At 70.9% G+C, this 12,398-nt stretch carries 10 protein-coding genes, 5 tRNA genes and 1 pseudogene; 11 read left to right on the top strand and 5 right to left on the bottom strand.

Annotated features, from left to right (window positions below; translation table 11 throughout):
* The 4 genes and pseudogenes from ABZX67_RS08780 to ABZX67_RS08765 all read right to left on the bottom strand — a co-directional run.
* Nucleotides 1-143, bottom strand: a pseudogene (locus ABZX67_RS08780) (ATP-binding protein); the annotation flags it as partial.
* Nucleotides 124-531 (bottom strand): DUF742 domain-containing protein, encoded by a 408-nt coding sequence (locus ABZX67_RS08775; RefSeq protein WP_355356342.1) that lies wholly within the window; start codon nt 529-531, stop codon nt 124-126. The pseudogene ABZX67_RS08780 and the gene ABZX67_RS08775, both read right to left, overlap by 20 nt.
* Before the next feature lie 147 nt (nt 532-678).
* Nucleotides 679-1,092 carry a roadblock/LC7 domain-containing protein gene (locus ABZX67_RS08770; protein ID WP_355356352.1) on the bottom strand — a complete coding sequence of 138 codons (414 nt, stop codon included), beginning with the start codon at nt 1,090-1,092 and terminating at the stop codon, nt 679-681.
* 9 nt (nt 1,093-1,101) lie between these two features.
* Nucleotides 1,102-4,683 (bottom strand): nitrate- and nitrite sensing domain-containing protein, encoded by a 3,582-nt coding sequence (locus ABZX67_RS08765; protein WP_355356340.1) that lies wholly within the window; start codon nt 4,681-4,683, stop codon nt 1,102-1,104.
* A gap of 585 nt (nt 4,684-5,268) precedes the next feature.
* Between ABZX67_RS08765 and ABZX67_RS08760 the strand changes: the two genes are divergently transcribed.
* The 9 genes from ABZX67_RS08760 (at nt 5,269) to ABZX67_RS08720 (ending at nt 9,131) form a co-directional block, all read left to right on the top strand.
* Nucleotides 5,269-5,451 (top strand): hypothetical protein, encoded by a 183-nt coding sequence (locus ABZX67_RS08760; RefSeq protein WP_355356338.1) that lies wholly within the window; start codon nt 5,269-5,271, stop codon nt 5,449-5,451.
* 83 nt (nt 5,452-5,534) lie between these two features.
* Nucleotides 5,535-6,323, top strand: coding sequence for a fumarylacetoacetate hydrolase family protein (locus ABZX67_RS08755; protein WP_355356336.1), 789 nt, complete (start codon nt 5,535-5,537; stop codon nt 6,321-6,323).
* A complete protein-coding gene (gene gltX, locus ABZX67_RS08750) occupies nt 6,316-7,791 on the top strand; it encodes a glutamate--tRNA ligase (RefSeq protein ID WP_355356334.1) in 1,476 nt (491 codons plus the stop codon). Before ABZX67_RS08755 ends, gltX begins: the two co-directional genes overlap by 8 nt.
* Before the next feature lie 27 nt (nt 7,792-7,818).
* On the top strand, nt 7,819-8,547 hold the full coding sequence (locus tag ABZX67_RS08745) for an HAD family hydrolase (protein WP_355356332.1): 729 nt from the start codon (nt 7,819-7,821) through the stop codon (nt 8,545-8,547).
* Nucleotides 8,548-8,638: 91 nt separating this feature from the next.
* Nucleotides 8,639-8,710: transfer RNA gene (locus tag ABZX67_RS08740), tRNA-Gln, on the top strand.
* Between the two features lie 22 nt (nt 8,711-8,732).
* Nucleotides 8,733-8,805, top strand: a tRNA-Glu gene (locus ABZX67_RS08735).
* Nucleotides 8,806-8,868: 63 nt separating this feature from the next.
* Nucleotides 8,869-8,944: transfer RNA gene (locus tag ABZX67_RS08730), tRNA-Glu, on the top strand.
* 18 nt (nt 8,945-8,962) lie between these two features.
* Nucleotides 8,963-9,034: transfer RNA gene (locus ABZX67_RS08725), tRNA-Gln, on the top strand.
* 24 nt (nt 9,035-9,058) lie between these two features.
* A tRNA-Glu gene (locus ABZX67_RS08720) sits at nt 9,059-9,131 on the top strand.
* Between the two features lie 115 nt (nt 9,132-9,246).
* On the opposite strand, the gene ndgR is transcribed toward ABZX67_RS08720, so the two are convergent.
* Nucleotides 9,247-9,963: an IclR family transcriptional regulator NdgR gene (gene ndgR, locus ABZX67_RS08715; protein WP_355356330.1), complete on the bottom strand. Its 717-nt coding sequence runs from the start codon at nt 9,961-9,963 to the stop codon at nt 9,247-9,249.
* A gap of 185 nt (nt 9,964-10,148) precedes the next feature.
* Between ndgR and leuC the strand changes: the two genes are divergently transcribed.
* Together leuC and leuD are read left to right on the top strand one after the other, a co-directional pair.
* A complete protein-coding gene (gene leuC / locus ABZX67_RS08710) occupies nt 10,149-11,573 on the top strand; it encodes a 3-isopropylmalate dehydratase large subunit (RefSeq protein WP_355356328.1) in 1,425 nt (474 codons plus the stop codon).
* A gap of 5 nt (nt 11,574-11,578) precedes the next feature.
* Entirely contained in the window at nt 11,579-12,172 is a 594-nt protein-coding gene (leuD, locus tag ABZX67_RS08705; protein WP_355356326.1) for a 3-isopropylmalate dehydratase small subunit, read from the top strand.
* The last annotated feature ends 226 nt before the right edge of the window (nt 12,173-12,398 follow it).

The following is a 12,398-nucleotide window of genomic DNA, read 5'->3' as shown; positions in this document are numbered from 1 at the left end:
TCGGTACGCAGCGGGTTGATCTCCGAGACGGCACCGACGAACGTGGTCTTGCCCACGCCGAAGCCGCCCGCCACCACGATCTTCGCGCTGGTGGTCGAACGGCCGCCGCCTCCGGCGCCGCCGCTAGAGCTTCCGAAGTCCACTGAGCACCCTTTCCAGCAGCGTCACGTCCGGCGTACCGCCGGCCTCTCCATTACCCGGCTGGTGGATCGCCACCATGCCCGCCTCCGCCAGGTCGGCGACGAGGATCCGCGCCACCCCGAGCGGCATCGACAGCAGCGCCGAAACCTCCGCCACCGACTTCACCTCACGGCACAGGTGGCAGATCCGCTGGTGCTCGGGGAGCAGGCTTCCCAGGTGCGCCGGGTCAGCGGTCGTGCTGACCAGCGCCTCGATGGCGAGCTGGTAGCGCGGCCGCGTCCGTCCGCCGGTCATGGCGTACGGACGGACCAGCGGCTGATCGCCTTCGTGTCCGTACGCGGCGTCCAGGGACGCGCCGTACGGATCGTGCGAGGCGGTGGGCGGGGTCATGGATCCTCCGGGTCGTGACAGCAGGTGGTCTGCGTGCCGTCGTGACGGGGCCGGTGGGGGGCCGGATGGGGCGGCCGACAAATGAACAAGTACGAGAGGCGGTACGTACACGAGGGGGGAGGGAGTACGTACCGCCCCGGGGTTGAGCTAACGGAGCAGGCTGCCCTGGAGCTCGGCTCTGAGGTCCGGGGTCAGGACGCTGCCGGCCCGGTCGACCAGCAGCGCCATCTCGTAGCCGACGAGGCCGATGTCGCAGTCGGGGTGCGCGAGCACCGCCATGGAGGAGCCGTCCGAGATCGACATGATGAAGAGGAAGCCACGCTCCATCTCCACCACGGTCTGGGCGACCGGGCCGCCTTCGAAGATCCGGGACGCCCCCGCGGTCAGCGAGGTCAGCCCGGACGCCACGGCCGCGAGCTGGTCCGCGCGGTCGCGGGGGAATCCCTCCGACATGGCCAGCAGGAGACCGTCGGCCGAGACCACCACGGTGTGGGACACCCCGGGGGTGTTGTCCACGAAGCTGGTGATCAACCAGTTCAGGTTCTGCGCCGCCTGGCTCATCGGGCTCAACTAACGCTCCTGCGGGTGAGTGGGGCCGATATTGAAGCTGCCAGTCGTCGAGCCGCCCGCCTGGCGGCCCTGCTGGATGCCCCGGCGGAGGTTGGTCAGCCGACCGCGCACGTCGTCGGGCGCGCGCGAGACCTGCGGACCGGACTGGTGCGGCTGCTCCTGTGCGGTGCCCGGCACCAGGTTGGCGCGCGGGACCCGCTTGGGCAGACCGGACGTCGTGACGCCGCCGGCCGCGGGCTTGCGGACCCGCTCGGCCTGGCGCACCAGTTCGTCGTTGGGGGACGTGCGCCAGGCGGCCGTGGTGGCCGCGTCCGGCCGGGCGGCCGCGCGCTGCTGCTGGGCCGGCTGCTGCGGTACGACCGGGACGGGGACCGTCTGGTCGAGCGCGGCGAACCGGTCTTGCTGCTGGGGCTGCTGGTGCTGCTGCTGGGCCTGGTGACCCCCCGGCTGGGCCTGGCGGCCGTCCTGCTGCCCGGCACCGTGGAACCAGTTGGTCTCCAGCGTGTCGTACAGCGGCGTGCGGCCGTCCCCGGACTGCGGGGAGGGCGGCAGCGCGTACTGGCCGGTGGCCTCGGGCTCCTCGTGACCGCGCGGCGCGTCCAGCGGGGTGGTGCGCTGCTGCGGGGGCACGGAGGCCTGGTCACTGCCCCAGCTGGTGGTCTGCGGGCGCGCGGAGCGCTGCGGCTGCGGCTGCTGGGGCTGCCGTGCCTGCTGGGACTGCTGCTGCGGGGAGCCGCCGGGCAGCTCGGCGCGCGGACCGCCGGCGGACCCGGGCAGCTGCTGCTGGCGGCGCCGGCCGGACGGCTGGCCCTGCTGCTGCCCGGCCTGCTGACCCTGCTGCTGGGTGCCGGAGCCCTGCTGGGGGCCGCCTGCCTGCGGGGCCTTCGCCTGGCTGTTCTGCCAGACGTCCGAGCGGGTCGGGATGCCCGAGGGCGCGGCGGTGCCGGCACCGTTGAAGGAGCCCGTGAGCCCGGCGTCCTGACGCTGCGGGTCCTGCTGCTGGGCCGGCTGCTGCGGCTGCTGGGACTGCGGCTGGTGCTGCTGCGGCTGGCTGGGGCGGCCGTGCTTGCCCTGCTGACCCTGCTGGCCCTGTCGCGCCGGCTGCTGACCCCCGGGCTGACCGGGCTGACCCGGCAGCGCCGTCCGTCCCGCCGAGCCCGCGCCCACCTGACCGCGCGCGGCACCGGCACCGGCGCCGAGACCCGCGGCGGGACCGCCCTGGCCACCGCCCAGTCCGGGACGGCCGCCACCGGCCGCACCCGGGCCGCCGGGCAGACCCGCCCGGCCGCCGGACGGACCCTGGGGCATCGCGCCCTGGCCGCCGGGGCCGCCGGGGCCACCGGGACCGCCCTGGCCCGGCTTGCCCGGGAGCTTGCCGCCCTGGGCGACGTCCACGGGGAGCATGACCAGTGCCGTCGTACCGCCCGAGTCGGACGGCCGCAGCTGGATGCGGATGCCGTGGCGCAGGGACAGGCGGCCGACCACGAACAGACCCATGCGCCGGGAGACCGACACGTCCACGGTGGGCGGCGACGCCAGCCGCTCGTTGATCGCGGCGAGGTCCTCGGGGGAGAGGCCGATGCCGGTGTCGTGGATCTCGACGAGCACGCGCCCGTCGGGCAGGGCGTGACCGGTGACGCGCACCTTGGTCTGCGGCGAGGAGAACGACGTGGCGTTCTCCAGCAGCTCGGCGAGGAGGTGCACGAGGTCGTTGACGACGCGGCCCGCGACCTCGGTCGCCGGGACGGAGGCGAGCTCGATGCGCTCGTACTGCTCCACCTCGGACGCGGCGGCGCGGAGCACGTCGACGAGCGGGACGGGCCGCGTCCACCGGCGGCCCGGCTCCTCACCGGCGAGAACGAGCAGGTTCTCACCGTTACGGCGCATACGCGTGGCGAGGTGGTCGAGCTTGAACAGCGAGGACAGCTGGTCCGGGTCGGCCTCGCGCGACTCCAGCTCGGAGATGAGCGACAGCTGACGCTGGATCAGACCCTGGGAGCGGCGCGAGAGGTTGGTGAACATCGCGTTGACGTTGCCCCGCAGCAGGGCCTGCTCGGCGGCGAGGCGGACCGCCTCGCGGTGCACGTCGTCGAAGGCCGCGGCCACCTGGCCGATCTCGTCCCGGGAGTGCACACCGACCGACTCCACGGACGTGTCCACGTCCTGCGGGTCGGACTCGGACAGCTGCTTGACCAGCTCGGGCAGGCGCTCCTGGGCCACCTTGGTCGCGGTGTCCTGGAGGCGGCGCAGCGAGCGGATCATGGAGCGGGCCACCACGAAGGCGCCGATCAGCGAGACGCCGAGGACGAGCAGGATGAGCGCACCGTTGATGATGGCGTCGCGCTGCTCCTCCTGGCGCAGCTCACGGGCCTTGGTGTCCATCTCGCCCAGCAGCTGGAACTCGATGCGCTTCATGGCCTGGATCTTCGAGTCGTACTCGTCGGTCCAGTCCAGGTAACCGCGCGGCGGCTGGGTCTCCATGCCGCTGGCGTCGTTCAGCACGCGGTCCGCGTACTTGTCGGCCTCGACGATGTTGGGGTTGCCGGTGTTGAGCGGGGCCAGCAGGTCCGTGGCGTCGCCGCCGGAGGACGAGTAGATCGCCTGGAACGACTGGAGGGCCGCTCGCTCGTTGCTGCGGGCGGCCTGACCGTAGAGGCGGTCGTTCGGGTTGAGGTTGCCCTTCTCCCGGTCGCTCTTGGGCAGCGCGGCGGCGATGATCGCGCGCTGGATGGACGCGTACTCCTTGGCGGACGAGAACGCCGCCAGCGCACGCGTGCGCTTGATCATGTCGGGGTTGCTGGTCGCCTGGGCCATGTCCTGGGAGAGGCTCAGCAGCGACTCGATCAGCCGGCTGTAGCGCTCGACCGTCTGCGAGTGCTGCACGCCGTCCTTGTAGGCGTCCTTGCGGATGTCCCCGAGGGTGATCACCTGGGTGGCGATCTGGTTCACGTTGGACCGGATCGACTGCAGGGCCTCGTCGTCCTGGGTGTCACCGATCTCCTCGGTGGCGTCCAGGAAGGCCTTCTGCGCGAGGTCGGCCGTCTTCCGCTTCTCGGTGATCTTGTAGTCCGAGCTGACCGGACCGTCCGCGTCGGTGCGGTTGGCGAGCGGGCCCGCCGTCAGGTCGCGCTCCTCCTGGAGCGCCTGGGCGAGGTCGGTCGCCTCTTTGGTGAGCTTGGTGAGCAGCTGCATGTGATCCAGCTGCTCCATGTCGTTCATGGACTCGTTGATACGGAGTCCACCCAGCGTGGTCGCGGCGACCACGGGCAGGGCGAGCAGGGAGACGAGACGGGTGCTGATGCGCCAGTTGCGCAGGGCTATTCGGGAGCCGGCGTCGTTCGGCCCGGCGCTCTTGCCCCGGGTGCCCTTGGCGCCCTTGGCACCCTTGGCCTTCGGGGTCGCCGGGGACTCGGAGCCGCCCGGTGCGGCACTTCCGCGCCCGGTACGGCCGGCGCCGTCACCGGCGGCCGCCTGTCCGGGGTTCTGGGTGCGCTGGGGTGAGGAGCCGCGGTCGGTCCCGCCGCGCGGCTCCTGCTCCGCCGCAGCTTCCCCTCGGCCCTTGCGGGCCGGGGGAGACCCCATGCCATCCCTCTTGAAACGTCCCTGCACTAGCGTCGCAACCTCTGGACCAGGCGTCCCTCCGCGTGAACGGACAGGACGGTGTCGGCGTCGTGGAGCGCGAGTCGCGCTCCATGGTGGTCGTGAGTGACCGGCGCAGATCCCCTTCCCGCCGCCGCTTCGGCGCTGCGTTGCGCCGCTGCGCGCCGGTCTGATTCCCGCGGCGGTGCGTGGAATTCCAGCACAGTGCCGGAACTCCAACAAGGGCGACGGTACCCACCTCCGGCCCGGTCGCGCAGTGTGCGCGGGCCCTCACCGTACGTGGAAGCCGTTAGGGGAGGAAACGGACTTCGGTGGACGAGTCGCTTACGGGCAGGGGGTGTCCTAGTCGCCATGATCAGGAGCGGAATGAGCGCTTCACGTGCGCAATGTCCGTTTTCACTGGTCCAACCGGCAGCCCGAAAGGTCCGGATTATCCCTGGTGCCGTGAGCAAACTCACATATAGATCGGTGCCTCTTACCGCTATGGGCGGGGAATCGAATGTTTAGCCTGACGCTTTACATAGTCAGCCGCTCTGTCCATCCCCGACCCGAGGTCCGACACCACCGATGAAGACGACGATGACCTTCCGCTCCATCGCCAACCCCCGCCGCACCACCCTGGCGCACCTGGACGACGCCGGTGAGCTCACCCAGGGCGCGAAGCCGGAGCACACGACGGACCTCCCCGCCAGCACCGCCAACCCGCGGCGCACGACCCTCATGGACGCCCCGGTCCCCGCCGCGCGGTAATCCCGGCAGGTCGGCCGCGCCTCCCGCGTTAGCCTGGAGCGTCAGACTCCAGTCACCAGCGGAAGTAAGGGGCACGGCATCCCGTGCGCATCGCCAGGTTCTCCATCGACGGCAATGTCGCCTTCGGCGCGGTCGAGGGCGACCCCGCCCCCGGCACCGGGGGCGGTCTCGTCCTCGACATCATCAAGGGTATTCCGTACGGGGACTTCGAACTCAGCGGGACCAAGGTCCCGCTGAGCAAGGTCCGCCTCCTGCCGCCCGTCCTCCCGAACAAGGTCGTGGCCATCGGCCGCAACTACGCGGAGCACGCCGCGGAGCTCGGCAACGAGGTCCCGGACGTACCCGTCGCCTTCTTCAAGCCCACCACCTCGGTGATCGGCTCCGGCGACGCCATCGAATACCCCACCTTCTCGAACGAGCTCCACCACGAGGCGGAGCTCGCCGTCGTGATCGGCCGCATGTGCCGCGAGGTCCCGCGCGAGCGCGTCAAGGACGTCGTCTTCGGCTACACCTGCGCCAACGACGTCACCGCGCGCGACGTCCAGCAGCGCGAGAAGCAGTGGGCCCGCGCCAAGGGCTTCGACACCTCCTGCCCGCTGGGCCCCTGGGTGGAGACCGACCTCGACCCGGGCGACCTCACGATCCAGTGCACGGTCAACGGCGAACAGCGCCAGCTGGGTCGTACGAGCGACATGATCCGCTCCATCGAGGACCTGGTCGTCCACATCACCGAGGCCATGACGCTGCTCCCCGGCGACGTCATCCTCACCGGCACCCCCGCCGGGGTCGGCCCCCTCTCCGTCGGCGACGAGGTCGCCGTCACCATCGAAGGCATCGGCACTCTCACCAACAAGGTGATCAAGCGTGGCTAACGCGAACGTACGCGTCCGTTTCTGTCCCTCCCCGACCGGCAACCCCCACGTGGGCCTGGTCCGCACCGCCCTGTTCAACTGGGCCTTCGCCCGGCACCACCAGGGCACCATGGTCTTCCGCATCGAGGACACGGACGCGGCGCGCGACTCCGAGGAGTCGTACCAGCAGCTCCTCGACTCCCTGCGCTGGCTCGGCCTCGACTGGGACGAGGGCCCCGAGGTCGGCGGCCCCCACGCGCCGTACCGCCAGTCGCAGCGCATGGACATCTACCGGGACATCGCCGACAAGCTGCTCGCCGGCGGCTACGCGTACCGCTGCTACTGCACCGCCACCGAGCTCGACGAGCGCCGCGAGGCCGCCCGCGCAGCCGGCAAGCCCTCCGGTTACGACGGCACGTGCCGCGACCTCACCGCCGAGCAGAAGGCGGCGTACGAAGCGGAGGGCCGCGAGTCGATCGTCCGCTTCCGGATGCCCGACGAGCCGATCACCTTCACCGACCTGGTCCGCGGCGAGCTCACCTTCACCCCGGAGAACGTCCCGGACTACGGCATCGTCCGCGCCAACGGCGCCCCCCTCTACACGCTCGTCAACCCCGTCGACGACGCGCTGATGGAGATCACCCACGTCCTGCGCGGCGAGGACCTGCTCTCCTCCACCCCGCGCCAGATCGCCCTCTACAAGGCGCTGATCGAGCTGGGCGTCGCCAAGGAGATCCCCGCCTTCGGCCACCTGCCGTACGTCATGGGCGAGGGCAACAAGAAGCTCTCCAAGCGCGACCCGCAGGCCTCGCTGAACCTCTACCGGGAGCGCGGCTTCCTCCCCGAGGGCCTGCTGAACTACCTCTCGCTCCTCGGCTGGTCCTTCTCCGCCGACCAGGACGTCTTCACCATCCCCGAGATGGTCGAGAAGTTCGACATCGCGGACGTCAACGCCAACCCGGCCCGCTTCGACCTGAAGAAGGCCGAGGCGATCAACGCCGACCACATCCGCCGCCTGGACGTGAAGGCGTTCGCCGAGGCCTGCGAGCCGTGGCTGCGCGCCCCGCACGCCCCCTGGGCCCCCGAGGACTTCGACCGCGCGGCCTGGGAGGCCATCGCGCCGCACGCCCAGACCCGTCTGACCGTGCTCTCCGAGATCACGCAGAACGTCGACTTCCTCTTCCTCCCGGAGCCCGTCGAGGACGAGGCGTCCTGGCAGAAGGCCATGAAGGAGGGCTCCGACGCCCTGCTGCGCACGGCCCGCGCCAAGCTGGAGGCGGCGGACTGGACCAGCCCGGAGTCCCTCAAGGAAGCCGTCCTCGCCGCCGGCGAGGAGCACGGCCTCAAGCTCGGCAAGGCCCAGGCCCCGGTCCGCGTCGCGGTCACCGGCCGCACGGTCGGCCTGCCGCTCTTCGAGTCCCTGGAGATCCTCGGCAAGGACCGCACCCTGGCCCGCGTCGACGCGGCTCTGGCGAAGCTCGGCGGCTGACCCCGTCCCGGCGGTACCGTCGGGACCATGCCGATCCGCGCGGTCCTCTGGGACATCGACGACACGATCTTCGACTACGCCAGCGCCGACCGCGCCGGAATGCTGCACCACCTGAAGGCCGAGGGCCTGGTGGACGGATACGACTCCGTCGACCAGGCCCTCAGCCGTTGGAAGGAGCTCACCACCCACCACTGGCGCCGCTTCGAGGCCGGCGGCGTGGCCTTCGAGGACCAGCGCCGGGACCGGGTGCGCGACTTCGTACGGCGGCCGCTGAGCGACGCCGAGGCCGACGAGTGGTTCGCGCGGTACCTGCGGCACTACGAGGCCGCCTGGGTGCTCTTCCCGGACACCCTGCCCGTGCTGGACGTCCTGGCGGCGGGCTACCGCCACGCCGTCCTGTCGAACTCCAGCATCCACAACCAGGACCGCAAGCTGCGGGCCCTGGGCGTACGCGACCGGTTCGAGGCGCTGCTGTGCGCGGCCGAGCTGGGCGTCGCCAAGCCCGCGCCCGAGGCCTTCCACGCCGCCTGCGACGTCATGAACCTGCCGCCCGAGGAGGTGGCGTACGTGGGGGACCAGCCCGACATCGACGCCCGGGGCGCCGTCGAGGCGGGCCTGAAGGGCATATGGCTGGACCGTACGGGGGTCGGCGGGCGGCCCGAGCTGATCAGGATCACCGGGCTCGACCAGCTCCCCGGGCTGCTGCGGCGGCTGCGCGGCGATACCCGTTTTGGAGCCCAGGACACCTTCGGGTAATGTTCTTCCTGCGCCGAGGGGAGCGGGCCGAAAAGCCCGAAGCCCCGGAGCGTAACCCGAACAAAACCCTCGCAAGGGGGTTGAGTTTTGGTGGCCTATGGTGTAATTGGCAGCACGACTGATTCTGGTTCAGTTAGTCTTGGTTCGAGTCCAGGTAGGCCAGCTCGCAGAGCTTTATCTGCAAAGCCCCCGTTGTGTAGCGGCCTAGCACGCTGCCCTCTCAAGGCAGTAGCGCCGGTTCGAATCCGGTCGGGGGTACAGATCCTTCCCGCGTGATCATCAGGGTCGCACCCGATGATCACGAGACGCAGGATCGCTAGGGCCCCCGTTGTGTAGCGGCCTAGCACGCCGCCCTCTCAAGGCGGTAGCGCCGGTTCGAATCCGGTCGGGGGTACCAACTGGTCTAAACCACCAGTGGCCTATGGTGTAATTGGCAGCACGACTGATTCTGGTTCAGTTAGTCTTGGTTCGAGTCCAGGTAGGCCAGCGGATCGTACAGCGTACAGATCTTGCCCCCGTTGTGTAGCGGCCTAGCACGCCGCCCTCTCAAGGCGGTAGCGCCGGTTCGAATCCGGTCGGGGGTACGCATAGAGGAAGCCCTCCCCAGCAGGGGAGGGCTTCCTCGTTTTCCGGATGCGGAGGGACAACTCCTCCCCACCGCTGCGGCGTTGAAGCGGTGGGGCAGGAGAGGGAAGCAGGTCAGCCGGAGCGGCGCAGCGCCTCGGTCAGCCGGGCGGCCGCGTCGATGACCGCCTGGGCGTGCATACGCCCCGGGTGGCGCGTCAGGCGCTCGATCGGGCCCGAGACGGACACGGCGGCCACCACGCGGTTCGACGGGCCCCGCACGGGCGCGGAGACGGACGCCACGCCCGGCTCCCGCTCGCCGATCGACTGGGCCCAGCCGCGGCGCCGTACGCCCGACAGGGCCGTCGCCGTGAAGCGGGCGCCCTGAAGGCCGCGGTGCAGCCGCTCCGGCTCCTCCCAGGCCATGAGGATCTGGGCCGAGGAGCCGGCCTTCATGGTGAGCGTGGAGCCGACCGGCACGGTGTCCCGCAGTCCGGACAGCCGCTCCGCCGCGGCGACGCAGATGCGCATGTCGCCCTGGCGCCGGTAGAGCTGCGCGCTCTCCCCGGTCACGTCACGCAGATGAGTCAGTACCGGTCCGGCCGTGGCCAGCAGGCGGTCCTCACCGGCCGCGGCGGCGAGCTCCGCCAGCCTCGGTCCGAGGATGAACCGGCCCTGCATGTCCCTCGCCACCATCCGGTGGTGTTCCAGTGCCACGGCAAGGCGATGTGCCGTGGGTCGTGCGAGCCCGGTCGCCGCGACCAGCCCGGCGAGGGTGGCCGGACCGGACTCCAGGGCGCTCAGAACCAGAGCTGCCTTGTCGAGAACGCCGACGCCGCTAGAGTTGTCCATGCAACGATATTCACGTCTCACTCTGTGAAACGCAAGTTCAATTTTCCGGGGAACTTGCCACCCTGTACTCACGGCCCGCGGACCAACGGGTCCCAAGCCGACGTCCGGCACGTGGAACGGGGTACGGACGTGGGCCCACAGATCTCTAGAGGTGCCGGCCCAAGACGCCGGCCGGAGGGAAAGCGATGGGTAGGACTCTCGCGGAGAAGGTCTGGGACGACCACGTCGTCCGGCGCGCCGAAGGCGAGCCCGACCTGCTCTACATCGATCTGCACCTGCTGCACGAGGTGACCAGCCCCCAGGCCTTCGAGGGGCTGCGCCAGGCCGGCCGGCAGGTGCGGCGGCTCGACCTCACCATCGCCACCGAGGACCACAACACGCCGACCCTCGACATCGACAAGCCCATCGCCGACCCGGTCTCCCGGGCGCAGCTGGAGACCCTGCGCAAGAACTGCGCCGAGTTCGGGGTCCGCCTGCACCCGCTGGGCGACGTCGAGCAGGGCGTCGTCCACGTCGTGGGACCGCAGCTGGGCCTGACCCAGCCGGGCACCACGGTGGTCTGCGGTGACTCCCACACCTCCACGCACGGCGCCTTCGGCGCTCTGGCGTTCGGCATCGGCACCTCCCAGGTCGAGCACGTGCTGGCCACCCAGACGCTGCCCATGGCCCGCCCCAAGACCATGGCGATCACGGTCGACGGCGAGCTGCCCGAGGGCGTCACCGCCAAGGACCTGATCCTGGCGATCATCGCCCGGATCGGCACCGGCGGCGGCCAGGGCTACGTCCTGGAGTACCGCGGCTCCGCCATCGAGAAGCTCTCGATGGAGGCCCGGATGACCATCTGCAACATGTCGATCGAGGCCGGCGCCCGCGCGGGCATGATCGCCCCGGACGAGACCACCTTCGCCTACCTCCAGGGCCGCCCGCACGCCCCGCAGGGCGAGGACTGGGACGCGGCGGTCGCGTACTGGAAGACGCTGAAGACGGACGACGACGCGGTCTTCGACGCCGAGGTCGTCATCGACGCCACCGAGCTGTCCCCGTTCGTCACCTGGGGCACCAACCCCGGCCAGGGCGCGCCGCTTTCGGCGACGGTCCCCGACCCCGCTTCGTACGAAGACGCTTCGGAGCGGCTGGCGGCGGAGAAGGCCCTGGAGTACATGGGGCTGACCGCCGGGCAGGCGCTGCGCGACATCAAGGTCGACACCGTCTTCGTGGGCTCCTGCACCAACGGCCGCATCGAGGACCTGCGCGCCGCCGCCGACATCCTGGGCGGCCGCAAAGTCGCCGACGGCGTACGGATGCTGGTGGTCCCCGGTTCGGTCCGGGTGGCCCTGCAGGCCGTCGAGGAGGGCCTGGACAAGGTCTTCAAGGAGGCCGGCGCCGAATGGCGGCACGCGGGCTGCTCCATGTGCCTGGGCATGAACCCCGACCAACTCGCGCCCGGTGAGCGTTCCGCGTCCACCTCCAACCGCAACTTCGAGGGCAGGCAGGGCAAGGGCGGCCGCACCCACCTGGTGTCGCCGCAGGTCGCCGCCGCCACCGCCGTGCTCGGCCACCTGGCCTCGCCCGCCGACCTGTCCGAAGCCCCCGCGACCGCCGGAGTCTGAGAACCATGGAAGCCTTCACCACCCACACCGGCCGGGCCGTTCCGCTGCGCCGCAGCAACGTCGACACCGACCAGATCATCCCGGCGCACTGGCTGAAGAAGATCACCCGCGACGGCTTCGAGGACGGGCTGTTCGAGGCCTGGCGCAAGGACCCCGAGTTCGTTCTCAACCGCCCCGAGCGGCAGGGCGCCACCGTCCTGGTGGCCGGCCCCGACTTCGGCACCGGCTCCTCGCGCGAGCACGCCGTCTGGGCGCTGCAGAACTACGGCTTCAAGACCGTCATCTCCTCCCGCTTCGCGGACATCTTCCGCGGCAACTCGCTGAAGAACGGCCTGCTCACGGTCGTCCTCGACCAGAAGGTCGTGGACGCGCTGTGGGAGCTCACCGAGGCGGACCCGCAGGCGGAGATCACCGTCGACCTCCAGGACCGCCAGGTGCGCGCCGAGGGCATCGTCGCCGACTTCGAGCTCGACGAGAACGCCCGCTGGCGGCTGCTGAACGGCCTGGACGACATCAGCATCACCCTGCGGGAAGAGGCCGACATCGCGGCGTACGAGGCGAAGCGCCCCGCGTACAAGCCGCGGACCCTCCCGGTCTGACCCTCACGGTCCGACCCCTCCGCGCTTCCCTCCCGGTGCCCCCGGCCGATCGACGGCCGGGGGCACCGGCGTGTGCGCCCTCCGACGGCCCTCCGCCAAGCCCTCCGGCGGACCGCCGACGGCTCCGTCAGGTTGGCGTGAAAGTGACCTTGCCGGGCAGCAGGATGACGTGCGCGGGGCCATCCGGCTGACGCCTCCCGCGTGTGTCGCGGTCTCGCCCGCCCCG

Source organism: Streptomyces sp. NPDC003036 (assembly GCF_040611175.1).
In the GTDB taxonomy this organism is placed as follows: Bacteria; Actinomycetota; Actinomycetes; order Streptomycetales; family Streptomycetaceae; genus Streptomyces.
This window is presented reverse-complemented; position numbering and strand designations above follow the sequence as displayed.

Bases quoted from the DNA above. Each gene is read 5' to 3' on its own strand.
- ABZX67_RS08765 (WP_355356340.1), bottom strand. From the start codon at position 4,683: ATGGGGTCTCCCCCGGCCCGCAAGGGCCGAGGGGAAGCTGCGGCGGAG.
- ABZX67_RS08760 (WP_355356338.1), top strand. From the start codon at position 5,269: ATGAAGACGACGATGACCTTCCGCTCCATCGCCAACCCCCGCCGCACC.
- leuD (WP_355356326.1), top strand. From the start codon at position 11,579: ATGGAAGCCTTCACCACCCACACCGGCCGGGCCGTTCCGCTGCGCCGC.
- leuC (WP_355356328.1), top strand. From the start codon at position 10,149: ATGGGTAGGACTCTCGCGGAGAAGGTCTGGGACGACCACGTCGTCCGG.
- ABZX67_RS08775 (WP_355356342.1), bottom strand. From the start codon at position 531: ATGACCCCGCCCACCGCCTCGCACGATCCGTACGGCGCGTCCCTGGAC.
- ABZX67_RS08770 (WP_355356352.1), bottom strand. From the start codon at position 1,092: ATGAGCCAGGCGGCGCAGAACCTGAACTGGTTGATCACCAGCTTCGTG.
- ndgR (WP_355356330.1), bottom strand. From the start codon at position 9,963: ATGGACAACTCTAGCGGCGTCGGCGTTCTCGACAAGGCAGCTCTGGTT.
- ABZX67_RS08745 (WP_355356332.1), top strand. From the start codon at position 7,819: ATGCCGATCCGCGCGGTCCTCTGGGACATCGACGACACGATCTTCGAC.